Here is a 22195-nt window from a genome sequence, read left to right as displayed (position 1 = left end):
CCGGACAGCGATAAGCGCCGGTAGGGAGGGACCGCGGCATACTGGCCGTCAGAGCCGGGACCGCAGCGCATCTGATGAACCGAAGATCCCAAACCGAGAGATCCCTATGTCTTCTACTCCGTCTCGCACAGAAAAGGCTAACGCCATCCGCGCCCTGTCTATGGACGCGGTCCAAAAAGCCAACAGTGGTCACCCTGGCGCCCCCATGGGAATGGCAGATATCGCTGAAGTGCTGTGGAACGACTATCTGAAACACAATCCGGCCAACCCCGAGTGGGCGGACCGCGACCGCTTCGTGCTGTCCAATGGCCACGGTTCTATGCTGCTGTATTCCCTGCTGCACCTGGCAGGTTATGACCTGTCCATCCACGAGCTGCAGAACTTCCGCCAGCTGCACGCCAAGACTCCGGGCCACCCCGAGTACGGCTACGCCCCAGGTGTAGAAACCACCACCGGCCCGCTGGGCCAGGGCATCACCAATGCGGTGGGTATGGCACTGGCAGAAAAAGTGATGGCAGCCCAGTTCAACCGCGATGGCTACGAGCTGGTGGACCACTTCACCTACTGCTTCTTCGGCGACGGCTGCCTGATGGAAGGTATCTCCCACGAAGCCTGCTCCCTGGCCGGCACCCTGGGCCTCGGCAAGCTGATTGGCTTCTACGACGACAACGGTATTTCCATCGACGGTGAAGTAGAAGGCTGGTTCACCGACGACACGCCCATGCGTTTTGAATCCTACGGCTGGCACGTGATCCCGAACGTGGACGGTCACGATCCAGCGGCGATCAAAGCGGCGATTGAAGAGGCACGCGCGGTAACCGACAAGCCCACCATCATCTGCTGCAAAACCGTGATTGGCTTTGGCTCCCCGAACAAGCAGGGCCGCGAAGAGTGTCACGGCGCACCGCTGGGCCACGACGAAATCGCCCTGGTACGCGAAACCCTGGGTTGGAAGCACGAGCCATTCCATGTGCCAGAAGACCTGTACCACGCGTGGGACGCGCGCGCCAAAGGCGAAGCGCAGGAAGACGAGTGGAAAGACATTTTCGCAGACTACAAAGAAGCCCACCCGGATCTGGCTGCCGAATTTGAACGCCGCATGAGCGGCGAACTGCCGGCGGACTTCATGGCCAAGGCCGACGAGTACATCAAGCAGTGCCAGGCGGATGCCGAGAAAATCGCTTCCCGTAAGGCCAGCCAGAACAGCCTCAATGCTTACGGTCCGCTGCTGCCGGAATTCCTCGGCGGCTCTGCTGACCTCGCCGGCTCCAACCTCACCATCTGGTCCGGTACCAAAGGTGTCACGGCAGACGATGCCTCCGGTAACTACGTGTACTATGGTGTGCGTGAATTCGGCATGAGCGCCATCATGAACGGCATCGCCCTGCACGGCGGCTTCGTACCTTACGGTGCGACCTTCCTCATGTTTATGGAATACGCCCGCAACGCCGTGCGTATGGCCGCGCTGATGAAGCAGAAGGTCATCTTCGTTTACACCCACGACTCCATCGGTCTCGGTGAAGACGGCCCAACCCACCAACCGGTAGAACAGCTGACCGCACTGCGCGCCACCCCGAACCTGCAGACCTGGCGCCCCTGTGACGCCACCGAGTCCGCGGTAAGCTGGAAAATGGCCATCGCCCGCAGCGAAGGCCCCAGCGCGCTGATCTTCAGCCGCCAGGGCCTGGCCCCGCAGGCACGCACCGATGCGCAACTCGCGGATATCGAGAAAGGTGGTTACATCCTGCGCGATTGCGACGGCGAACCGGAAGCAATCATCATCGCCACCGGCTCCGAAGTTGAGCTCGCCACCGCCGCCGCCGAACAGCTGCCCGGTCGCAAGGTGCGCGTTGTCTCCATGCCGTGTGCCGAAGCCTTCTCTGCACAGAGCGCTGAATACCGCGAATCCGTACTGCCGTCTTCCGTGCGCGCCCGCGTTGCCGTGGAAGCTGCTCACAAGGACTACTGGTACAAGTTTGTCGGCTTCGACGGCGCAATCATCGGTATGGAAACCTTCGGTGAATCCGCACCGGCTGGTGACTTGATGAAGCACTTCGGTATCACCACCGATAAAGTGGTTGAGGCTGTAGAAGGCCTGCTGAAGTAAAACGTTCGACTCCGCTGCAAATTAGCGGGGTCTGAATCGCAGGCTGGGTATCGGATGCGGATTTTCAGGAGCGTCGCAAACAGGAAGTTTGCGCCGCAACGCCCAGGGATGGGTTTACAGTGGTCCTGAAAATCCGCATCCGGTAGCCAGCCGCCACCGCACGACAACCGAGCATTGACCAAGGGCGGTGGACATAGCCCGAGGTATACATGCCCAAACCGATAAGACTCGCGATCAACGGCTACGGCCGCATAGGACGCAGCGTTCTGCGAGCCCTGTATGAATCCAACCTGCGCGCCCAGCTGCAGATCGTCGCCATCAATGAGCTGGCCGACTGCGCCACCATTGCCCACCTCACCAAATACGATACCGTGCACGGCCGCTTTATCGGCGATGTCGCCGTGCAGGACGACACCCTGCTGGTGAACGGCGACAAGATTTCCGTAACCCATCACAGCGAACTCGAAGACCTCGACTGGCGCACGCCGCAGGTCGACATCGTCCTCGAGTGTACCGGCAGTTTTACCGAACGCGAACGCGCCGAGCTGCACCTCAAGGCCGGAGCGAAAAAGGTTATTTTCTCGCAGCCCGCGAAAAGCGATGTCGATGCCACCATCGTCTACGGCGTTAATCACGGTTCGCTGAGTGGAGAGGAAACCATCATCTCCGCTGCCTCCTGCACCACCAACTGCAGCATTCCCGCAATCGCCGCGCTCGACAGTGCCTTTGGTATTGATGCCGGCGTGATCACCACCATTCATTCCGCGATGAATGACCAGCCAGTGAACGACGCCTATCACCACACCGATTTACGTAAAACACGCTCAGCCATCGGCTCCATTATTCCCGTGGATACCGGGCTCGCCCGCGGCATCGAACGCATACTCCCGGACATGGCCGGCAAGTTTGAAGCCCAGGCCATGCGCGTACCCACGATCAACGTTTCCGCCATTGATCTCTCGGTGCAGCTGCATCGGTCGGTTACCCAGGCGGAAGTCAATGCCGTGCTCAAGGCCGCAGCGCAATCTGAGTATTGTGGTGTGCTGGGTTATAGCGAAGAGCCACTTACTTCTAGCGACTACAACCACGATCCGCGCTCCGGGATCGTCGATGCCAGCCAGACCCGTGTCGCCGGCGGCAAGCTGGTCAAGGTGTTGATCTGGTTCGACAACGAGTGGGGTTTTGCCAATCGAATGCTGGACCTTTCTCGCCTATTTTTTCAGCATTAGGCCATTGGTGTTGAATATTTGCTCAAAACGAAAGGTTCAGACCAAACTCGCTTTAGGTCAACCTTAGGTGGCTGTATATTTGCCCCCAAATTTTAATTATCTAATAACAATTAGGGGGAAACATGCCAGGTGTAACTGCGCTGGTTCGTCTGGTGCTGCTCGCATCAATCTTCGTTTTGTCTGCCTGTGGGGGTGGGGGATCTTCTGGTGGTTCAGACGCTCCTATTCAGGATGTGACACCAAATCAATTCACGTTTTCCAGTATCGTTAATGCGGACTGGGAAGTATGGGTAGAGTCCGAAGCTGTTTCCGTTCAAGGAATAAATGAAGCCGTAGATATCTCAATAGAAGGTGGTGAATACTCGGTCAATGGAGGGGAGTTTACTTCAGAGTCTGGTAGCGTGAACGTGGGGGACTCGGTTGTTGTCCGGGTTATGACCTCACCAGAGTTCGCAACAGAAACTGCCGTGACGCTTTCAATCAGTAATGTTAGCGCCACCTTTTCAGTGACCACTAGTGCCGAGAGGGAAAAGCCAACTGCAGCGATACTATTCCCGCATATCGATGGGCTGGTTGTCGGCGCACGGATTCAAGAAGGTTCCGCATTGGTCACTGTGCGTGGTACCGCCGCAGATAACGTTGAAGTACAGCGAGTTACAGTAAACGGAGTTGATGCGATCTCTGGCGAGGATGGTGTCTTCGAAACCTGGAGTGCGGACATTTATCTCACCGAACCAGGTGAAAATTCGATTGTGATTGAAGTTGAAGACGTCAACGGCAATATTAATGACGCGGCAGCGACAAGAACCGTGGCTTTACGAAGGGATGAGGGCTTTGCCGCTTGCCGTTCAGTAGACTTTGATGCAACGAGTAATCACATCGTGAGCTTGTCATCTGTAGTAACGACCACTGATGTTATCAGTGGTGAAATGACACACTTCCCTGTGTCAGGGAATTACTATGGTTCTGCATTGAATACTACGACTGGAAAGATGTATGCATTCGATGTAGACGGAAGTGTGTTTGAGCTGAGTCTATCGTCAACACCGGACAGTGTGATTTCGTGGGATGGCACGGATGGAGTGAGCTTCCGCCCTGAAAACGCTACGATCGATAGTTCGGCCAACATCCTCTATATGTTTAACAGCGCTTCCAATGGCCTGGAGTGGGCTTTGTACAGCGTTGATCTTGCATCTGGAGCAAGAGCCCTTGTGTCCAGTGAAAGCTACGGAAGTGGTGCAGCAATAGGTAATTCTCGTGCTATCGCCGCAGCCAATGGCAGATTGTTCGCACATGCAAGACAGGGTGATCAAGATCAAATAATCGAGATTGATCTGGCTACGGGTAATCGAGTTGTTGCAAGTAGCAATTCAGTTGGCACCGGCTACGATTTCCAGTGGGCTATGAATTTCACGGTAAATTCTAGTGGCGACAAGGCCTACGTTGGTGACTTTTACGACGAGCTGCTGGAAGTTAATTTGGATACTGGAGAGCGTCGCCTGATTTCCGGCAAATACGACTATCTTGCGACCAATCTTGTTTTCGAGCAAAACTTCGATATGGCTGTCGATGATGTAAATGGTGATATATACCTCGGCTGCGTAGCCAACCATTTGATAGCAATAGATATTGATACTGGAGAGCGCAGGCAGATCACCCAAGGAGCGCGCGGTCAGGGGGCTCCGATCAATAGAGGGCAGTCTGCTCGCTACGATTCTGTCAATGACCGGGTTTTGCTGATTAATGAACTTACGCAAAGTTATGCCTATGAAATCATGGCAGTTGACCCGATTTCAGGCGATCGGAAAATCGTGACCAGTGAAGTCATTGGTTCTGGCGCCGACATCGGACGTTTCCGTGATTTTGCGGTAAGCGCACTCGATGGGGATATCTACCTAGCGCAGTCGTGGTGGGATAGTGCTTCTTATTCCGAGAAAAACACGGTGGTAGAAGTTGATGCTGAAACTGGTGATCGAAAGCTGGTGTCAGGCACTGGCAGAGGCCTAGGTCCGGTATTTACTCAAATTACCGCTATTGAGATCGTCGAAGAGACTGGTATTGCATACGTGCTGGATCGAGATGTCGATGCTATTTTCCAGGTCGAACTATCGACGGGTAATCGTCAAATCGTTAGCCAGCCTGGCGGCGCCGGCGGTGGCGTAGATTGGCAGCTCCCTACCTATACGGCATTGAACCCGGAACAAACCTTGCTATATGTTTCCGAACAATCCACGGGAACAATTTACCAAGTGGACTTGGCCACCGGTCAGCGCGAAGTTTTCTCCAGTGACGATGTGGGTGAAGGTCCCGGTTTAGGGGAGGTAACCCAGATCCGACTAGACGCCTACAGGAACAAGCTTTTGGTGGAGAGCCTTAGTGTTACTGGAGTACAGCCGATGATTTACGTTGATCTTGAAACGGGGGATCGTGAATTTTTCGACGCCAGAAATGCGAATACTGGATTTCGCGGCGCAGTCGATGCGGCAACTGGATGGACCTATCTCAATGGCTACGATGGGGAAGTATTGATTTTTGACTTTGACAGTCGCCAGGCCTTGCGCCTTTCCCAGTGATCTTCGATGCACTGATGTTAAAAAAGCACGGTAATGCCGTGCTTTTTTGTTAGTGCATTTTCTTTAGGAGTGAAATACGGGTTTACAAAGAGGGAGGTGGTGCTCCTCAATGGAGATTATTTTACTAACCCATCAGCGGGAGCTTGATAAGCCCACAAACACCGGCAAGTTGGCACTAGTGGGTGAGGCGGCTGCAGTAGTGCGTCGAGTGATTTGGAAACGCACCGAACCGGATGTGCAATTACTCCAGCTTTTACAGCGGGCTGATACCGGGTTGGTATATCCGAATAGCGAAGTACACGAAGAGAATACCTTCGCGGAATCTCTTTCCGTGGAGGAGTGCCAAACATTTGTTCTTCTGGATGCCACCTGGCAGGAAGCGCGCAAAATGTTTAACCGCAGCGCCTACCTGAAGTCCGTCCCACGCGTAGAATTGCTTCCCAACCACCCTTCACGTTTCAATTTACGCCGCAACCAGCGCGACGGCGGCCTGTGTACCGCCGAGTGTATGATTGAGATTTTACGCGCAAAAGGCAGAACCGCTGCAGCGGCAGAGCTGGACACGCGCTTCACTGAATTTCTGCAGGCAAGTAATTAGGCTTACCGTGTGCCGCAGGAACCGAGTCGAGTTTTATACGGCTGGAAATCCTGCATAAACGTAGTGAAGTTCGCGCGAAACAGCGCACAGGACTTGGTACTGTCATCCGAGGTGCCACAACAGCGCATGGCTTCGCCCAGCGCCCGCTCCGATGCCGCGTCAAACGCGGTGGATTGCCCGGCACCGTACATAATACTGTCTTCCCATGTCTTGGCCGGGCGCCAGGAATTGTTGCCGTAGGCGCCGCCATAAAAGCAACCGGTACCTTGCAGGCAATCCTGCCCGATATTTTCCGTGCCCCAGGCAGGAGTGCATTGTGAGGCAAAATAGTCGTCCTCGTTGTTGCTCGACCAGGCGCAGCAGGTGGGGTTGCCATCTTCATCGGTCGCACACTCGCCCGCCTCCGACCGGTTGTATGCGACACAGCTACTCCGATCGGTGAATGAGGGGCATACCGCACTTTCCGATTGAGTGTACTCGCTCGCCGGTTTGAAGTTGTTACACCACTTGCTGCAGCCAGGGGCGTCCAGGTTGGCCCACTCGCGGGACAGCTCACTGGGCCAGCCTTCGACCGCAGAGCCATCGCGATTCACGCCGCCGTCATACAGGTCGGCGAGTCCAAAATTGTGCCCCACTTCGTGAATCACAATGTTGCGCAGGTAGTACAGTGCCGTTGCGCTGTCTTGCCAATCGCGGTCGCTGGCGACATAGATCACTTCGCCCCCAGACGCACCAAAGTCTGCCTCGGCGATGACGATCTTGATCACGCCGTGTAAATCGTCGCCGCCACATTGCTGATAAATCGACTGATGAATCTTGTCCTCATCACAGGTGAAGCCACCGCTATCAATACGGCTACACCCCTGTGCAGAGAAACCATCAAGGTTCACCCGGTAAAAACCGAACTGGTGCTGATATTCCGCAAAAGGTGCAAGTGAGCGAAATTGATTTTCCAGTGAATCCTGCACAATCTCGTCAAAATATGGTGCTGCATCCAGATTGGCAAAAATCACTTTGAGCGGCGCTTCGGCACTGCCGGAAAACGGCGTGCAACGTTCGAGCGTGGCGTATTCACCGGGGGGTACCGCCTGGGTGCCGCCACTACTGCCGGGAGTGGGAGGCGAACCGGAGGAATCCGAACCGTTCCCCGGGGCGTAAGAAGGTGGCGGCGTCTGGGTCAGTTCGCGGTCGCTGCCGTCCTCTTCGCTACTGCCGCCGCCACAAGCGGTAACGAGCTGGAGTAGGGCTACGATTATTAGGAGCCGTAGACAGGGGTGCAGGCTCTGAACAGGGGAAAACATAAAGGCGCTCTATTTATCGCGTTATTCTGTTGTTCCCTGCGCAGCAGTATGTGACTGCCCGGTGTTATGACTCCTGACCGAATTGCGCAAAAGACTGCATTCTATGGGCCTATATACATTGAAGCCAGCGGTAAAAAGCTGGAAACTTGTGGTGGATGTTTGGTCAAAAATTAAGGCCGTTCTGCCTGTTGAACATAACTCTGGTAAAGGAGAGGAAAGTGAGAAAATTGTTTCTTTGGATGGCGATGCTGGTAGTCAGCGTTCCAGCAATGGCGCTTGAGGTGGGAAGCCCGGCGCCGGAATTTTCTTTGCAAGCTTCCGATGGTAAAACCTACACACTGTCCGATTTCAAGGGCAAGCAGGCGGTCGTTATTGCCTGGTATCCCAAAGCCTTTACCAAAGGCTGCACCATCGAGTGCAAGTCGCTGGCTGAAAATGGCGATCTGATTCGTGCCTACGATGTGACCTATTTCATGGCCAGTACCGATGACCTGGACGACAACACCAAGTTCGCCGAGGAAATGAAGGCCGATTTTCCCCTGCTGAGCGATCCCACCGGTGAGGTCGCCGAGGCCTACGACGTGAAAATGCCAGTACTGAACATGGCCAAGCGCGTGACCTTTTACATTGGCAAAGACGGTAATATTTTGAAGATCGACCGCGATATTCAGCCAGCCACCAGTGCTCAGGACATGGCGCAGACTCTGGGTGAACTGGGCGTCGATAAAAAGTCCTGATTGCCCAATAAAAAAGGCCGCATACCCTCTGGGGGATGCGGCCAAACACTTGGGGAGTGTTAGGAGTCTCGCGTTCGAGGTCGTATGTGGTTAACCTCGGCGATCGAATTTAATCAGGTCGAGTCCATTCAGCTCTGGAATGGCACGGTGCAGCTCGGTCTCCAGGGTATCGAGAGACTCCATTTGCGCACACAAGGCGTCTGCACGCGCTTCCAGAGCTTCCGCTTTCGCTTCCACCAGAGCTTCCGCTTCCTCTGCTGCCGCTTCGGCACGCGCTTCTACACTGCCGCCACCAGTAAACACCGCCTTCATCGCATGCCAGGCAATCTTGCCGGCAGAGCGGGTCGCCAATGCCGCGATACGCGGTTCCAGCTCTTCCTCGAGGGTGCTCTCTAGGACCCCTTCCACCCACGGGGTGCCAAAGGAATATACATCGCCGGGGTGCTGCAGCTTCTCGGTTACCTCGCTGCGGATCAGGCTGGACTCGTGCAGGAAGTATTCGGTGTCCGGGTCATCTGGGCCGGCAAGGGCTGTCAAAGCAATGCCCAGCCCCTCAAGAGCCACGTCGACGGCAGCAACGGCCAGCAGGGATACCTCTTCGCCGGTCTGGTGCAGTTGCTGCTGGTACTGCTTCATAAGCTTCTGCTGGTCTGCCGACAGCGTCAGGCCGTCGTCACCCACAGCCAGCTGGTCCGGGTTGCTGAATGCAATCAGTGGGGCCAGATCGTTTTCATCGCGCACTTCCAGAAAGTCCGGCCCGACGGTGACCTGGTGATGCATGGAGACATTGCAGCTATTTCCGTCATGGGAAATGGACACGTCTTCCGCCGCAAAAGTGACGGTTGCCATGGTGGCCAAGGCGGCGAAGGTGAACGGGAGTATCGGCTTCATCAGGAATTCCATAACAGGTGTTTTGGGTATGACTCATCGATAAGCCCTTTTGGATGCACTCGAGTAAAAAAATCTGGCAGGGGTGGAACTGTTCGATTCCCCGAACCTTCATCCCAGAGCCGTCATCCCAGTGACAGTGAGGGGCGCAGGCATAGGGCTGGTGGACTGAATCTGTGCGAATGGTAGTCTTCACAGGTGAATAATACTGAAAACCGATTTTGGGGAGAGCCATGTCACACCGGCTGATTTTAACTGTTGTTCTGCTGACGGGAGTCCTGTCGCTCAGTGGCTTTTCACGCGCGGAGTCAATTGCCACGATCACCTCCGGTATGGAGCGGCAGCAGGGGTTATTTGATTACTTCTGGGACCCCCAGCAGGGGCGACTGCTGTTGCAGGTAGATGCGTTCGACCGCGAGCTGCTGTTGCTCACCGGGCTCGCGCAGGGCCTGGGTTCCAACCCGGTTGGCCTGGATCGCAACCAGGTCGGAGAAAGCCGTGTGGTTAAATTTGAGCGCGTCGGCAACAAAGTGTTGCTGCACCAGGTAAATCTGAAATACCGGGCGCTGTCGGACAACCCGGCCGAGCGCCGCGCCGTATCCGAAGCTTTTGCGTCCTCGGTGATTTGGGGCTTTAAGGTGCTGGGTGAAGAAGCGGGCGCGGTACTGGTGGACTTCACTCCGTTTGTCCTGAGCGACCAGCACGGTATTGCTGCGCGGCTCAAGCAAGCCGGGCAGGGTAGCTACAGCCTGGACAAGGACCGCTCTGCGATCTACCTGCCGCGGACCAAAAGCTTCCCACAAAATAGCGAATTTGAAGCGCAGCTAACCTTCGCCGGCAGCGACCCGGGCAAATACATGCAGGAAGTGGTGCCTACCCCGCAGCTTGCGACCCTGCGCCAGCATATTTCTCTGGTGGCCCTGCCAGACGACGGCTACAAGCCGCGACGCTTTCACAGTAACTCCGGCTATTTCCCGCTGATTTTTCGCGACTACGCCACCGCCATCGACCAGCCCATGGATCAGCGACTGATCTTCCGGCATCGACTGGAGAAGCGCCCGGGCAGCAACGAACCCGTTGAGCCGATTGTGTATTACATTGACCCGGGTGTGCCGGAGCCGGTGCGCAGTGCCCTGATTGATGGCGCAAGCTGGTGGAATGAAGCGTTCGAGGCCGCCGGTTTTGAAAATGCCTTTCAAGTGAAGCTGTTGCCGGAAGGCGCGGATCCACTGGATGTACGCTACAACGTGATCAACTGGGTGCACCGCTCCACTCGCGGTTGGTCGTATGGATATTCGATTTATGATCCGCGAACCGGTGAAATTCTGAAGGGGAATGTCACCCTCGGGTCCCTACGGGTACGCCAGGATTTCCTGATCGCCCAGGGCCTGCTGCAGCCCTATGGCAACAAGGATGCGGATACGGAACAGCTGAAGGCGATGGCGCTTGCGCGTATTCGCCAGCTTTCTGCCCACGAGGTTGGGCACACCATCGGCCTGGCGCATAATTTTATTTCCAGTGCAGAAGATCGCGCGTCGGTAATGGACTATCCCGCGCCTCTGGTAAGTTTGGTCGGCAGCAAGTTCGATGCAGAGAATGCCTACGCGTCGGGTATTGGCGCCAGGGACAAGCTGGCGATTCGCTATGGCTACGGCGTGGCCGACGGCGATGAAGCGGAATATCTCAGTGGTGTGCTCGAGGAGGCGCAACAACAGAAGCTACGGTTTATCACTGATCGGGACTCCCGCAGTATCAATAATGTCCATGCCTATTCCCACCTGTGGGATAACGGGCGGGAGCCGCTGGACGAATTCCAGCGCATGACCGCGCTGCGCAAGCACGCCCTGGAGAACTATAGTCCTGCGGCCAACAAGGTGGACTCCGCACGCTCGTCGCTGGAAGAAACCCTGGTGCCGGTGTACTACGGCCACCGCTACCAAGCCGAGGCGGTTGGCAAGCTGATCGGCGGGCTGGATTACGACTACCTGTCGAATGACGCGAGTGAAGAGAGCTATCGAATGGTGCCTGCGAATCAACAGCAGCAGGCGATTGATGCGCTGGCGCAAACCCTGCGGCCGGAGTTCCTAACCCTGCCGGAGCGCGTGCTGAAGCTCCTGCCTCCCAAAGCGTTCGGGTACAGCCGCAGCAATGAAAGCTTCCCCGCGTATACCGGAGTGGCATTTGACGGGATTGCCATGGCGGAGGCTGCCGCGGGGCATACCTTCTCCATATTGCTTGACCCCCAGCGTGCTGCACGCCTGCAGGAACAGCAGGCGCGACGGGGCGATGGCCCCGGCTTCAATACCCTGTTGGCGCAGCTTACCGAGCAGGCATTGGTGGGTGAGCAATACACCGGGCTGCAGGCGGCCATCCACCAGCGGGTTAACCACGCGTATATCCACCATCTGATGTTACTGGCAGACAACAAGCAGGCGCCCGAGTCCGCCCGCGCACGGGCGAATTTTGAGTTGGCTAAATTCCAGCACGCAATCGGCGCAATGAAGTTGTTTGGCGAGGATCCACACGGCTACAACGCCCACTACTTTTATGAGGCGAATCGTATCGCTGCCTTCATGGATGGCGAATTGAAGGTGGAGAAGGGAGATCTTAAGCCGATGCCGCCGGGCTCGCCGATCTAGGTCGGCCAGTGATTAGGACTGAGGAAAATGTGCGGCGCCGGTAATACTCGCCCCTGAGGATTACCGGCGCAGTTTATCCGCGAATAAACTGCGATTTGCGAATCCAGTGATCACCGCGGTAGCGACGTGTTGGCGCTGAGGTGGTCTTGGCCCAGAAATAGTCGCGGTTGAACTGGAATTCCACTTCATATCCTTCGCTCAGCGCGGCAAGCGGCATGGCTTGCCAGCTGGCCTGGCGACGTTTGCTGGTGGCCTCGAGCAAGTATTCGGTGTTATCCACAATGGCCACGACCCATGCGTGGCCCTCACCCTTGTAGGTGCCCCGAGCCACCCGCGCATCCACGCCCAGGTTAATCAGCCAGTCCGCCAGCAAGATCGCATGATCTTCACAATCGCCGCGTTTCTGGTAATACGCCTGGCGCGACGTCTGCCAGATATCGGCGAGACCCGCGTATTGCAGGTGGTCGTACTGGTATTCCTTGCGCATTGCCAGGGTGTACAGCGGCACCCATAAGGCTTCGGTCTCAAATGGCTGGAAACCCACCAGATAGCTGTTGGCAAAGTGGTGCTGGCTGTCGAGCCCGCGGGCGGAGGCGGTCACCGCCTCGATGCCCTGCCAATTCCAGATAGAGATATAGCTGCTCTGCTGCTCGCTGCGTTTTGCTACCGCCTGCTGCACCATCGTTTCGGTGAGTGGCGAGTAGCTACCGGCAATCTTTACGATTCCTTTCTGGTCATCTTTAACCGCAGCCGTACCTTCTTCACTCAGCATGACCGCGAGCTGGTGCTGCTGCAGGGCCTGCTCGTCGGGCAGAGCCTGCCAGTGCCGCACCAGTTCCGGCAGCATCATCAGCAAACCCATGGCCAGATAGAAGAACAGGGATCTCACGGCGATACCCTAGCCCTTGAGACCGAAAGAAATGATCATGGCAACGAAGATCAAGATGGTTGAGGCAAAAATGGCCACGGCCACATTGCCATTTTTGAGTTCGCCTTCGATATCCACATGCTTGAGCAGTTTTTTATCGATCAGCAGCAGCGCAACCATGCCGATTAGCAGCGCGAGAATGGTATACAGCAGGTTCAAACCCAAGTTAAACAGGGTCGCGGTGAGAAATTCAGTTTGCATCTTCTTGGATCCCGAAAGCGGCGAGAAAGCAGCAATTAGATCACAGGCCAGTGGGTTTTTCTTGTGGGAGTTTCACCAGCTGTACGCAGATTGATCAACTTGCTCCTGCGTGAATACCTATTTAATGTACTCGCCCGAGTGAATAAAGAATTTAGGGATATATGGAAATGCCAAAGCTGTCGAAGTTGCCTGTTCTTCTTTTGTTGTTGCCTTTTCTGGGGCTGACTGCCTGCGCCGACCGGGTGGAGGTGCCACCGGCACATGTAGGCAAGGTCCTCACCAAGAACGGCTACAAACCGAGTACTGTACCGCCGTCCAAATTCCGTCTCGACATGTGCATCTTCTACTGCGATAAGCTGGTGACACTGGCGATTGCTGACTTCGGTCACCTGGAAAAATTCAAGCTGTTTATGCCCAAGGACCAGCTCAATATGAGCTTTGATATCCGCATGACCGGCGCGGTAAACGAAAAATATATCGACAATATCTTTGATCGCATGCCGCCGCAGAATGGCAATATCTCTGTGAGCCAGGTGTACAACACCTATGCGCAGCCGGTCATACGCGATGTGGTACGCCGGGTGATTGCCAAATACTCCATCAATGAAATTGCTTCCAGTCGCGAAATGCTGAGTCAGGAACTGTTTTCCGCGGTGGCTACTTCTCTCGATGGCACTCCTATCAAGATCAAGCGCCTGGGTATCGCCGATGTTCAGTTCCCGAAGGTTATCACTGAGGCCAAGGAGCGCGCGGCGGAGCGTCGAGAGTTGATCGAACAGGAGAAGGCGCAGTTTGAAATCCAGAAGATTCAGATGGAGCGGGACCTGGAGCGGGAAAAAATGAACCGGGCAATCGCTCGTGAAAAGGCCATGGGGCAGAAAGAAGTTAATGACCTGCTTGCCAAGTCAGTGACGGACAAATATCTCTCTTATCGCACGCTTGAAGTGCTGGAGACTATGGCCGAGTCGAATAACAAGGTATTTGTACCGGTGGAGGCGTTGGGCACTATCGGCCTGCAGCAGGCGGTGTTCTCCGAGCAGATGAAACAAGTCGCGCGCAAGCGCTAGGTGAGGGCGGGCTAATGGAATTCAACTCACAGGTGGCCAACTGGCTGGCGGGTGCACTGGGCGGGCTGGCCAGCGGGATTGTTATCGCGGCGTGTGCCTTACTGGTGCTCAACATTACTTTGCGGATTCAGTTTCTGCGCCACCGCGGTGAAGGGCTGCACTGGTTGTTGGACCGCTCATTGGTTATTCGATTGCTGAGCTTGCTGTTTTTTATCTGGGTGCTGCTGGGCTTTAACAGCAATGGGCCCAAGTTAGCGCTGGCACCGGACTATAGTGACGAGCGACAGGCTACCGAACGCGCGTTGCGCGAAGAGCGCACCGAAGTAGAAAATTTTGCCCCGGAAAAGCCAACGGCGAAACAAACGAGCCAGCGTTTGGGCGAGCTGCGCGAACAGCAAAAACAGGAGAGTGATCAGGAAAACTAATCTTCGACTCCTCTCTGCTTTGAAGTCATTTCAACGGTTTTATTTTTAGAAATTCTGTTGGGATGCCCAGATACCGTGAATAGACTTCCGAACACATTGGGAGATGAGGAGATCATCATGCGTTACCTGTTACCAGTAGTTCTGTTTTGTTCGATTGCGGGTTTTGCCCATGCGCAAAGCACCATGACGCAACTGCCGTCAGGCGCTCAGGAAGTGCAAATTCTGGGTAACACCTACTTTAAAAGCGGTGACACCTTTTATCGTTTTAACGAGCAAGGTGGTTACTTTTATGAAACCAACCCGCCTCGTGTGATGGATCATCAGTCCACGCCGAATGCGTCTGTAGTGACTAACCCCGGTGTGGGCCTGACTGCAGACCAGATTGAGGGCTGTCGTACCTCTGCTGCGGACAAATCCAATGCAGTACCTAACCGAGGCAGTTCTGTGTATATCAATGAGTACAATCGTTGTATCAGCGATCTGCAGCGTCAATAAGACGTCACTCGATGTACCAGTGATTCTACCTAGTTAATACCTGTTAATTAGGGCGAATAGGAAAAGGCTTGCCGCTAACCCGGCAAGCCTTTTTCGTTTGTGGCGTATCTGGTCTGTCGTACATGGTGCGGAGGGCGCCGCCCCGCCGACCAGTTGGGTACGCTGTGAGTGACAAATCTCGCTGTTATTGATGGAAAATCCACCGGTGCTGGCACGTTAATTCACCAATGTGCTGAACGAGTGGGGGATAAAGTGTATGTAAATCAATTAATTACGAGCTTGTGAGTACTTAGTTCTTAACTTTCCCTAAAAACTGAATAAATATTCCATTTTTTTGTCACCTCTGTAGAATGGCGTAAAAAATAACTTCTGGGACCTACGTCCCAGTTTCGCCAAACTCACAGGAAGAATCATGAGAAGTCGCAAGTCCCTCTCCCCCATCGCCGGGTTGATGCGCCGCATGCGTGTTGCCCAGGCGCTGTCCGATAAAACCGGAATCTCTGCAGATGAAAGTCTCGACATCGTTTCACAAGGCGCAAAGCTGGCCGGGAATGAAGAGCGTCGTCGCTTCCTCAAGCAGCTCGGGTTTGGCGCGGCTGCTGTGGGTGTTGGTGCTGCGGCAGGAACCGTATCCGCTCCGACTCAAGCTGCGAGCAAGCCTACCGGTAGCGTGGCTATCATCGGCGGCGGCATTGCCGGTATCCGCTGTGCGCATCGTCTGCAGCAGTACGGTATTAGTAGCCGTGTATTCGAAGGCAACACCCGTCTGGGTGGCCGGGTAAACACCAACCGCTCTATTTTTGGTCGCCCGGTTGAGCGCGGCGGTGAGCTAATTTCCACCGAGCATACTGCGGTACGTAACCTGGCGAACCAGCTGGGTCTGGACGTAGAAGATGTGAACGGCAATGCGGTGCCCGGCGGTAGCGAGATTTATTACGTAAACGGGCAACACTACACCGAAAGCCAGCTCAATGAAGAGTGGCGCGATGTGTACAGAATCTTCAAAAATACCCAAAAAGATGCACCATGGGTACCAACCTACGATTCGCATAACGACGCGCACAAGGCGCTGGATTACCTCGACTCCAATACCTGGATGGACCAGGTAGGTATCGGTGCGAACTCCAATATGGGGCAGGTTTTCCAGGCTGACCTGGTTGCCGAGTATGGCCTGCAGCCGGAAGAGCAGACCGCGCTGAACCTGATCTATCTGCTGGCATGGAACCCGATTAACAGCGCACTACCACTGGCGGGCACCGATGAGCGTTTCCGTATCGAAGGCGGTAACGATCAGTTGGTAACACGCATGGTAGATGAGCTGCCGGCAGGCACTATTGAGACCGGCCGTAAGCTGGTGGCGATCGATGGCGACATCAATGGTCCTTACACCCTGACCTTTGAAGACGGCTACGTACACAACTGTGACAAGCTGGTGCTGGCGCTGCCGTTCTCGCTGCTGCGTGATGTGGATATTGCTCCTGCTTTGTACAATAGCTTCCGTCCGCAAAAGCGGCTGGCGATCGAGCAAATGGCCTTTGGTGCAAATGGTAAAATTGCGCTGCATCACAACAGCCGTCCTTGGACTCAGACACGGTATCTGAATGGTGAAGAAGTAACAGCCAACGGTGTCTGTTATGTCGGCCGCCCGGAACTGTTTGATACCTGGGATTCCACCTCAGTCACTGGTAGCAGCGATGGTATTCTGGTGAACTTCTTTGGTGGTGATTACGGTAAAAATATCGGCACCGACCAGCCATTTGCGGCGCCGCTGCAAAGTGATATTAATCACTTCTACGGCATTGTGGATAACGTCTTCCCCGGCACTTCTGCAACCTTCTCCGGTACTGCGATGCAGTCCAAGTGGTCTGCCAACCCATGGTCGAAAGGCTCTTACTCCACTCCGACCTTTGGTAGCCACACCACATGGTGGGGGGCACCTCCATTGCAGGAGGGGAATATCCACTTCTGTGGTGAGCACACTGAGATCGAGACCTTCGGTTATATTGACGGTGCGGTTACCAGTGCCGAGCGCGTGGCGAAAGAAATTCACCAGGCGTAAGCATTTCCATCTCACAGGATGCAAAAAAGGCCGCGAACGGAAGTTCGCGGCCTTTTTTGTTGTGGGCGCTACTTGAGAGCGCGGATGACTTACACCTCGTTTTCATGGCTTAGCTGCACCTGCCAGCTACCATCTATCTCTACCGTTACCCGCACCTGAATCGGGCGACAGCAAACCGCACAATCTTCAATGTAGTGCTGGTCGCCGGCACTGGTATCGATCAGCATAGAAATCATTTCCCCACAGTAGGGGCACTGATCCGTGAACTCTTCCATTTGTGTCACCTTATCTTATTAGCCTGCGTGCGCTTTCAGGTGCGGCTGCGCCCAGGCCGCCAGCGTATCGGCCACATAGAGGGCATCGGCCCGCTCACTCAGCAGGTGGTCCGCATCGTCCAGGCTGATAAAGCTTTTGGGGTGCAGCGCGCGATTGTAAATCTCTGCGGCCTCGTCAATGGATACCACCTGATCAATCGGCGAGTGGTAGATCAGCAGCGGGCGCCCCAACGTGTGGATATGCCCTTCCGGTATACCCAACACATCGTCCACAAACTGTTTTCGAATCACAAATGGGCGCGCGGAAAGCTGCACCTCGGCCTGGCCCTCCTGCTGAATCGTTTCCAGGGCGCTACCAAACTGCTTCAGCACATGCTGTGGTGCAGCGGGGGAGGCGATGGTAACCACGGCCTTCGCTTCCGGAATCGAGTCGGCCGCGGCAAGCACGGCGGCGCCGCCGAAGCTGTGTCCGATGAGCAGGTCCGCAGGCTGGTACTCATCGCGTAGAAAAGATGCCGCGCTTGTCAGGTCCGCCACGTTGCTGGAGAAGTTGGTTTCACTAAAGTCGCCGGCACTGTCGCCGAGACCGGTGAAATCCAGGCGCAGGGTCGCGACACCATGCTCGGCGAGGCGGCGGCAGATGCGCGAAGCGGCCAGTACGTCTTTGCCACAGGTGAAGCAGGGCGCATACAGCGCGAAGCCGCGGGTGGTGCCCTGTGGCGTCTCCAGAATACCCGCGAGAGGCAACCCGTCGGGATTGGGAAAGCGCACCTTGTGACGACGTTTACTGCGTGACATGACGGAGTCCGTTGAACCGGTAGAAAATTGGGAATAGCGGGCACAGGAATTTCAAGCAAAGCACGAGTTTGCCGGCAATGCTACGGGGCTTGGCAATTACCGGCAAACGGTGCCGCGACGGCGTGAGCGATTTTTTTTGCATTCTTGTAAAAATGACAACGGTGTCAATGACTTATCCGCGGTGTGCCGTAATCCAGTTACAAAACGGGTTGATATACTCGCGCCTGCCCAAGCCCCCGTCGCGCAGACTTTGCCGTACGGTGACCGCCGGTGGCGCAACAGCGTATAATCCGCGCCCGCTTTCCCGTCCCGCCGGGGCAGGTAGCGTGAGTAAGTATTCAGCAACCAGCAAAAGAGGATTGGCTATGGCGGTTAAATTGATGAAGGACCTGGATCTGGCAGGCAAGCGCGTATTGATTCGCGAAGACCTGAATGTGCCGGTAAAAGACGGGGTCGTCACCTCGGACGCGCGTATTCGCGCGGCACTGCCCACCATCAAAGCTGCTGTAGACGCTGGCGCCAAGGTTCTGCTGATGTCGCACCTGGGGCGCCCCACGGAGGGTGAGTTCGCGGAAGAGTTTTCCCTGGCACCGGTGGCGCAACACCTGGGCAAGCTGCTGGGTAAAGACGTGCCGGTAATCAAAGACTGGCAGGGTGGCGTGGAACTCGCGGACGGCGAAGTAGTGCTGCTGGAAAACGTGCGCTTTAACAAGGGCGAGAAGAAAGACGACGAGGCGCTGGCCAAGCAGTATGCGTCCCTGTGCGACATTTTTGTGATGGACGCTTTTGGCACCGCGCACCGCGCCCAGGCCTCGACCCACGGGGTGGCCAAGTTTGCCCCGGTCGCCTGTGCGGGTCCGTTGCTGGCCGCCGAACTGGATGCCCTGGAGCAGGCACTGGCCAACCCGGCGCGTCCCATGGTGGCGATCGTTGGTGGCTCCAAAGTTTCCACCAAGCTGACCGTGCTGGAGAGCCTGTCCGACAAGGTTGATCAGTTGATTGTCGGCGGCGGCATTGCCAACACTTTCCTCGCCGCGAGTGGCAAGCCGGTAGGCAAATCCCTGTGCGAGCACGATCTGCTCGATACCGCCAAGGGCCTGATGCAGAAGTGCGATATTCCTGTGCCCACCGATGTAGTTACCGGCAAGGAATTCAGCGAATCTGCGGCCGCCGAAACCAAGTCTGCCGACGCGGTGACCGAAGACGATATGATTTTCGATATCGGCCCGGACTCTTCTGCGGCACTGGCTGACATCCTGAAAAACGCCAAAACCATTATCTGGAACGGCCCGGTGGGCGTGTTTGAGTTTGACCAGTTTGGCGGTGGTACCGAGCGTTTGTCCAAGGCGATTGCCGACAGCGACGCCTTCTCCATTGCTGGCGGTGGCGACACCCTGGCGGCGGTCGACAAGTACGGCATCGCCGAGCAGGTCTCCTATATTTCTACTGGGGGTGGCGCTTTCCTGGAGTACGTGGAAGGCAAAGTGCTGCCAGCAGTGGCGATGTTGGAGAGCCGCGCAGCTGAATAAGGCCGCGCAGCTGAGTAAATGCGCGCAGCTGAAGCGGGCGGCTGAACAAAGCCGCGATACAGATTTAAAGCCCCCGGCGGATGCCGGGGCAGACACCAAATTAAAAACAGATGCGACCGGAGCTTGCTTCAGGAATCGCACGCCCCAGTGGGTCGCAAATGGCCCGCTAACCCAAAACTGCTAAATATCGACGAGAAAGGGTTTTTTCATGGCTTTAATCAGCTTGCGTCAATTGTTGGACCACGCTGCCGAGTTCGGCTACGGCGTGCCTGCGTTCAACGTCAATAATCTGGAGCAGATGCGTGCCATTATGGAGGCGGCCGAACAGACCGACTCCCCGGTGATCGTGCAGGCTTCCGCCGGCGCGCGTAAATATGCCGGTGCGCCATTCCTGCGCCACCTGATCCTGGCGGCGGTGGAAGAATTTCCGCATATCCCGGTGGTGATGCACCAGGACCACGGCACCAGCCCCGCGGTCTGCCAGCGCTCCATCCAGCTCGGCTTCAGCTCGGTGATGATGGACGGCTCGCTGATGGATGATGGCAAGACGCCGGCGTCCTACGAGTACAACGTGGATGTCACCCAGCGCGCGGTAGAAATGGCGCATGCCTGTGGTGTGTCTGTGGAAGGCGAACTCGGCTGCCTGGGTTCCCTGGAAACGGGTATGGCCGGTGAGGAGGATGGTGTAGGTGCCGAAGGCAAGCTGTCCCACGACCAGCTGCTGACCGACCCGGAAGAAGCCGCGGATTTCGTGAAAAAGACGCAGGTAGATGCGCTGGCAATTGCCTGTGGTACCAGCCACGGTGCGTACAAGTTTACCCGCCCGCCTACTGGTGACATTCTCGCGATTGATCGCATCAAGGAAATTCACGCGCGTATCCCGGATACCCACCTGGTGATGCACGGCTCGTCCTCTGTGCCGCAGGAATGGCTGGCGGTCATCAACGAGTTTGGTGGCGAGATTCCGGAAACCTACGGTGTTCCGGTTGAGCAAATTTGTGAAGGCATCAAGTATGGTGTGCGCAAGGTCAATATCGATACCGATTTGCGTCTCGCCAGCACCGGTGCGGTGCGCCGTTTCCTCGCTCAGAATCCATCCGAGTTCGATCCGCGCAAATTCCTGAAGGCCACTACCCAGGCCATGAAAGATATCTGTGTTGCCCGTTACGAAGCGTTTAACACCGCCGGTAACGCCAGCAAGATCAAGCCGGTTAGCCTGGATGTCATGTCCCAGCGTTACGAAAACGGTGAGCTGGTACCCAAGATCAATTGATCGAAAGCGGTTAGTTAAGAGGGCGACCCCAGATTTTATGGAATCGGGGTCGCCCTTTTTTGTTGAAAAATGCAGTACCATGAGGTCATGGAACTGCTGAAAGATCTCAATGCCGTTGATACCAGTCCGGTGATTCGCCGTCCGGACTACTCTGCGTTGCGCAGCCAACTGCCGCAGCTGGATTTTTCCTGTAGCCAACCCCTGCCGGAAGCGGTGATTTCCTACCGCAATTTTTATCGACTTCAATTCTCCGAGGCCTGTGCCACCGGTATCGGCACCTTCAAGTCCGCCGGGTTTGAGCTGGTAACCCAGTACTGGTTTGTCGATAACCCCAAGGGCACTTTATTTATCTGTCACGGTTACTTTGACCACACCGGTATTTACGGTTCGGCCATACGCTTTGGCCTGGAGCGTGGCTATAACGTGGTGATCGTGGACTTTCCCGGGCATGGGCTTTCCAGTGGCGAACCCGTGGCCATCGATACCTTTCTGCAGTACCGTGAAGTGCTGGAGGCCTTATTGAGCAAGGCCAGAAATAAAATGCCGCAACCCTGGCACGGCATGGGGCAGAGCACCGGCGGCGCGACCCTGCTGAGTTATCTGCAATTCAGTTTGTGGCAACCGTTCGACAAGATCATGTTGCTGGCACCGCTGGTGCGCCCGGCCAACTGGCACCTGCGCAAATGGATGTATTACCTAGGGCGTTTTCTGATGCCGCACCCCAGTCGCGGATTTAACATCAATACCCACGATGCCGAGTTTGCCCGTCGTCAGGCATTGCGCGACCCGTTGCAGTCACCCGTCATGTCGATTCGCTGGCTAGGTGCCATGGTGGATTGGTTGAAGGTCTTCCCAAAAACCAATCGCAACCCCAAGCCCATTCTGGTGGTGCAGGGCACCGATGATAAAACCGTAGATTGGCGCTACAACATGAGCGCGATCGCGGACCGCTTCCCCAACAGCAAGCGGGTTATTGTGCGCGGCGCACGCCACCAGATGATCAACGAAACCCAGCCATACCGGCAGCAGATTATCGACGCACTGGACCAGTGGCTGGCGGACTAGTCGCAGCC

General features: G+C 55.8%; 19 protein-coding genes. 13 read left to right on the top strand and 6 right to left on the bottom strand.

Annotated elements, in window-relative coordinates; translation table 11 throughout:
• Nucleotides 1–106 precede the first annotated feature (106 nt).
• The 4 genes from tkt to AS89_RS0109520 all read left to right on the top strand — a co-directional run bounded on the left by tkt (nt 107) and on the right by AS89_RS0109520 (nt 6507).
• Nucleotides 107–2107, top strand: coding sequence for a transketolase (gene tkt, locus AS89_RS0109535; protein WP_010132336.1), 2001 nt, complete (start codon nt 107–109; stop codon nt 2105–2107).
• A gap of 209 nt (nt 2108–2316) precedes the next feature.
• Nucleotides 2317–3336, top strand: coding sequence for a type I glyceraldehyde-3-phosphate dehydrogenase (gap, locus tag AS89_RS0109530; protein ID WP_010132334.1), 1020 nt, complete (start codon nt 2317–2319; stop codon nt 3334–3336).
• A 122-nt stretch (nt 3337–3458) separates the two neighbouring features.
• Nucleotides 3459–5909: a PQQ-binding-like beta-propeller repeat protein gene (locus AS89_RS0109525; RefSeq protein ID WP_010132332.1), complete on the top strand. Its 2451-nt coding sequence runs from the start codon at nt 3459–3461 to the stop codon at nt 5907–5909.
• 109 nt (nt 5910–6018) lie between these two features.
• Nucleotides 6019–6507, top strand: a complete 489-nt coding sequence (locus AS89_RS0109520) for a DTW domain-containing protein (protein WP_010132331.1) — start codon at nt 6019–6021, stop codon at nt 6505–6507.
• A 2-nt stretch (nt 6508–6509) separates the two neighbouring features.
• On the opposite strand, the gene AS89_RS0109515 is transcribed toward AS89_RS0109520, so the two are convergent.
• On the bottom strand, nt 6510–7808 hold the full coding sequence (locus tag AS89_RS0109515; protein ID WP_010132330.1) for a hypothetical protein: 1299 nt from the start codon (nt 7806–7808) through the stop codon (nt 6510–6512).
• A gap of 218 nt (nt 7809–8026) precedes the next feature.
• Between AS89_RS0109515 and AS89_RS0109510 the strand changes: the two genes are divergently transcribed.
• The gene (locus AS89_RS0109510; protein ID WP_029249915.1) at nt 8027–8545 is read left to right on the top strand and encodes a peroxiredoxin; all 519 of its coding nucleotides are present in this window, start codon (nt 8027–8029) and stop codon (nt 8543–8545) included.
• A 90-nt stretch (nt 8546–8635) separates the two neighbouring features.
• Here AS89_RS0109510 and AS89_RS0109505 read toward each other — a convergent pair whose 3' ends face one another.
• Nucleotides 8636–9436 (bottom strand): DUF2884 family protein, encoded by an 801-nt coding sequence (locus AS89_RS0109505; RefSeq protein WP_158217353.1) that lies wholly within the window; start codon nt 9434–9436, stop codon nt 8636–8638.
• A gap of 230 nt (nt 9437–9666) precedes the next feature.
• On the opposite strand from AS89_RS0109505, the gene AS89_RS0109500 reads away from it, so the two are divergent.
• Nucleotides 9667–12072: a zinc-dependent metalloprotease gene (locus AS89_RS0109500; protein ID WP_010132327.1), complete on the top strand. Its 2406-nt coding sequence runs from the start codon at nt 9667–9669 to the stop codon at nt 12070–12072.
• Between the two features lie 73 nt (nt 12073–12145).
• Here AS89_RS0109500 and AS89_RS0109495 read toward each other — a convergent pair whose 3' ends face one another.
• Nucleotides 12146–12961 carry a transglutaminase domain-containing protein gene (locus tag AS89_RS0109495; RefSeq protein ID WP_010132326.1) on the bottom strand — a complete coding sequence of 272 codons (816 nt, stop codon included), beginning with the start codon at nt 12959–12961 and terminating at the stop codon, nt 12146–12148.
• Between the two features lie 9 nt (nt 12962–12970).
• Entirely contained in the window at nt 12971–13201 is a 231-nt protein-coding gene (locus AS89_RS0109490; protein ID WP_010132325.1) for a DUF350 domain-containing protein, read from the bottom strand.
• 167 nt (nt 13202–13368) lie between these two features.
• Between AS89_RS0109490 and AS89_RS17275 the strand changes: the two genes are divergently transcribed.
• The 4 genes from AS89_RS17275 (at nt 13369) to AS89_RS0109470 (ending at nt 17247) form a co-directional block, all read left to right on the top strand.
• On the top strand, nt 13369–14268 hold the full coding sequence (locus AS89_RS17275) for an SPFH domain-containing protein (protein ID WP_100169331.1): 900 nt from the start codon (nt 13369–13371) through the stop codon (nt 14266–14268).
• A 14-nt stretch (nt 14269–14282) separates the two neighbouring features.
• A complete protein-coding gene (locus AS89_RS0109480) occupies nt 14283–14693 on the top strand; it encodes a hypothetical protein (RefSeq protein WP_010132323.1) in 411 nt (136 codons plus the stop codon).
• Between the two features lie 117 nt (nt 14694–14810).
• Nucleotides 14811–15188 carry a hypothetical protein gene (locus tag AS89_RS0109475; RefSeq protein ID WP_010132321.1) on the top strand — a complete coding sequence of 126 codons (378 nt, stop codon included), beginning with the start codon at nt 14811–14813 and terminating at the stop codon, nt 15186–15188.
• A 412-nt stretch (nt 15189–15600) separates the two neighbouring features.
• Nucleotides 15601–17247: a flavin monoamine oxidase family protein gene (locus AS89_RS0109470; protein WP_010132319.1), complete on the top strand. Its 1647-nt coding sequence runs from the start codon at nt 15601–15603 to the stop codon at nt 17245–17247.
• Between the two features lie 89 nt (nt 17248–17336).
• Here AS89_RS0109470 and AS89_RS0109465 read toward each other — a convergent pair whose 3' ends face one another.
• Both AS89_RS0109465 and AS89_RS0109460 read right to left on the bottom strand, forming a co-directional pair.
• Nucleotides 17337–17522: a CPXCG motif-containing cysteine-rich protein gene (locus tag AS89_RS0109465; protein WP_010132318.1), complete on the bottom strand. Its 186-nt coding sequence runs from the start codon at nt 17520–17522 to the stop codon at nt 17337–17339.
• An 18-nt stretch (nt 17523–17540) separates the two neighbouring features.
• A complete protein-coding gene (locus AS89_RS0109460; protein WP_010132317.1) occupies nt 17541–18320 on the bottom strand; it encodes an alpha/beta hydrolase family protein in 780 nt (259 codons plus the stop codon).
• Nucleotides 18321–18685: 365 nt separating this feature from the next.
• On the opposite strand from AS89_RS0109460, the gene AS89_RS0109455 reads away from it, so the two are divergent.
• The 3 genes from AS89_RS0109455 (at nt 18686) to AS89_RS0109445 (ending at nt 22187) form a co-directional block, all read left to right on the top strand.
• On the top strand, nt 18686–19849 hold the full coding sequence (locus tag AS89_RS0109455; RefSeq protein WP_010132316.1) for a phosphoglycerate kinase: 1164 nt from the start codon (nt 18686–18688) through the stop codon (nt 19847–19849).
• A 208-nt stretch (nt 19850–20057) separates the two neighbouring features.
• Complete coding sequence (fba, locus tag AS89_RS0109450; protein WP_010132315.1) at nt 20058–21122, top strand: class II fructose-bisphosphate aldolase; 1065 nt, start codon at nt 20058–20060, stop codon at nt 21120–21122.
• A 69-nt stretch (nt 21123–21191) separates the two neighbouring features.
• Nucleotides 21192–22187, top strand: coding sequence for an alpha/beta hydrolase (locus AS89_RS0109445; protein WP_237709664.1), 996 nt, complete (start codon nt 21192–21194; stop codon nt 22185–22187).
• Nucleotides 22188–22195 lie beyond the last annotated feature (8 nt).

Source organism: Microbulbifer agarilyticus S89 (genome assembly GCF_000220505.1).
GTDB classification, from domain to species: domain Bacteria; phylum Pseudomonadota; class Gammaproteobacteria; order Pseudomonadales; family Cellvibrionaceae; genus Microbulbifer; species Microbulbifer agarilyticus_B.
This window is presented reverse-complemented; position numbering and strand designations above follow the sequence as displayed.

What these genes read in the sequence shown, in the direction of transcription:
- tkt (WP_010132336.1), top strand. Translation starts at nt 107, where the DNA reads ATGTCTTCTACTCCGTCTCGCACAGAAAAGGCTAACGCCATCCGCGCC.
- gap (WP_010132334.1), top strand. Translation starts at nt 2,317, where the DNA reads ATGCCCAAACCGATAAGACTCGCGATCAACGGCTACGGCCGCATAGGA.
- AS89_RS0109525 (WP_010132332.1), top strand. Translation starts at nt 3,459, where the DNA reads ATGCCAGGTGTAACTGCGCTGGTTCGTCTGGTGCTGCTCGCATCAATC.
- AS89_RS0109520 (WP_010132331.1), top strand. Translation starts at nt 6,019, where the DNA reads ATGGAGATTATTTTACTAACCCATCAGCGGGAGCTTGATAAGCCCACA.
- AS89_RS0109515 (WP_010132330.1), bottom strand. Translation starts at nt 7,808, where the DNA reads ATGTTTTCCCCTGTTCAGAGCCTGCACCCCTGTCTACGGCTCCTAATA.
- AS89_RS0109505 (WP_158217353.1), bottom strand. Translation starts at nt 9,436, where the DNA reads ATGAAGCCGATACTCCCGTTCACCTTCGCCGCCTTGGCCACCATGGCA.
- AS89_RS0109500 (WP_010132327.1), top strand. Translation starts at nt 9,667, where the DNA reads ATGTCACACCGGCTGATTTTAACTGTTGTTCTGCTGACGGGAGTCCTG.
- AS89_RS0109490 (WP_010132325.1), bottom strand. Translation starts at nt 13,201, where the DNA reads ATGCAAACTGAATTTCTCACCGCGACCCTGTTTAACTTGGGTTTGAAC.
- AS89_RS17275 (WP_100169331.1), top strand. Translation starts at nt 13,369, where the DNA reads ATGCCAAAGCTGTCGAAGTTGCCTGTTCTTCTTTTGTTGTTGCCTTTT.
- AS89_RS0109480 (WP_010132323.1), top strand. Translation starts at nt 14,283, where the DNA reads ATGGAATTCAACTCACAGGTGGCCAACTGGCTGGCGGGTGCACTGGGC.
- AS89_RS0109475 (WP_010132321.1), top strand. Translation starts at nt 14,811, where the DNA reads ATGCGTTACCTGTTACCAGTAGTTCTGTTTTGTTCGATTGCGGGTTTT.
- AS89_RS0109470 (WP_010132319.1), top strand. Translation starts at nt 15,601, where the DNA reads ATGAGAAGTCGCAAGTCCCTCTCCCCCATCGCCGGGTTGATGCGCCGC.
- AS89_RS0109465 (WP_010132318.1), bottom strand. Translation starts at nt 17,522, where the DNA reads ATGGAAGAGTTCACGGATCAGTGCCCCTACTGTGGGGAAATGATTTCT.
- AS89_RS0109460 (WP_010132317.1), bottom strand. Translation starts at nt 18,320, where the DNA reads ATGTCACGCAGTAAACGTCGTCACAAGGTGCGCTTTCCCAATCCCGAC.
- AS89_RS0109455 (WP_010132316.1), top strand. Translation starts at nt 18,686, where the DNA reads ATGGCGGTTAAATTGATGAAGGACCTGGATCTGGCAGGCAAGCGCGTA.
- fba (WP_010132315.1), top strand. Translation starts at nt 20,058, where the DNA reads ATGGCTTTAATCAGCTTGCGTCAATTGTTGGACCACGCTGCCGAGTTC.
- AS89_RS0109445 (WP_237709664.1), top strand. Translation starts at nt 21,192, where the DNA reads ATGCAGTACCATGAGGTCATGGAACTGCTGAAAGATCTCAATGCCGTT.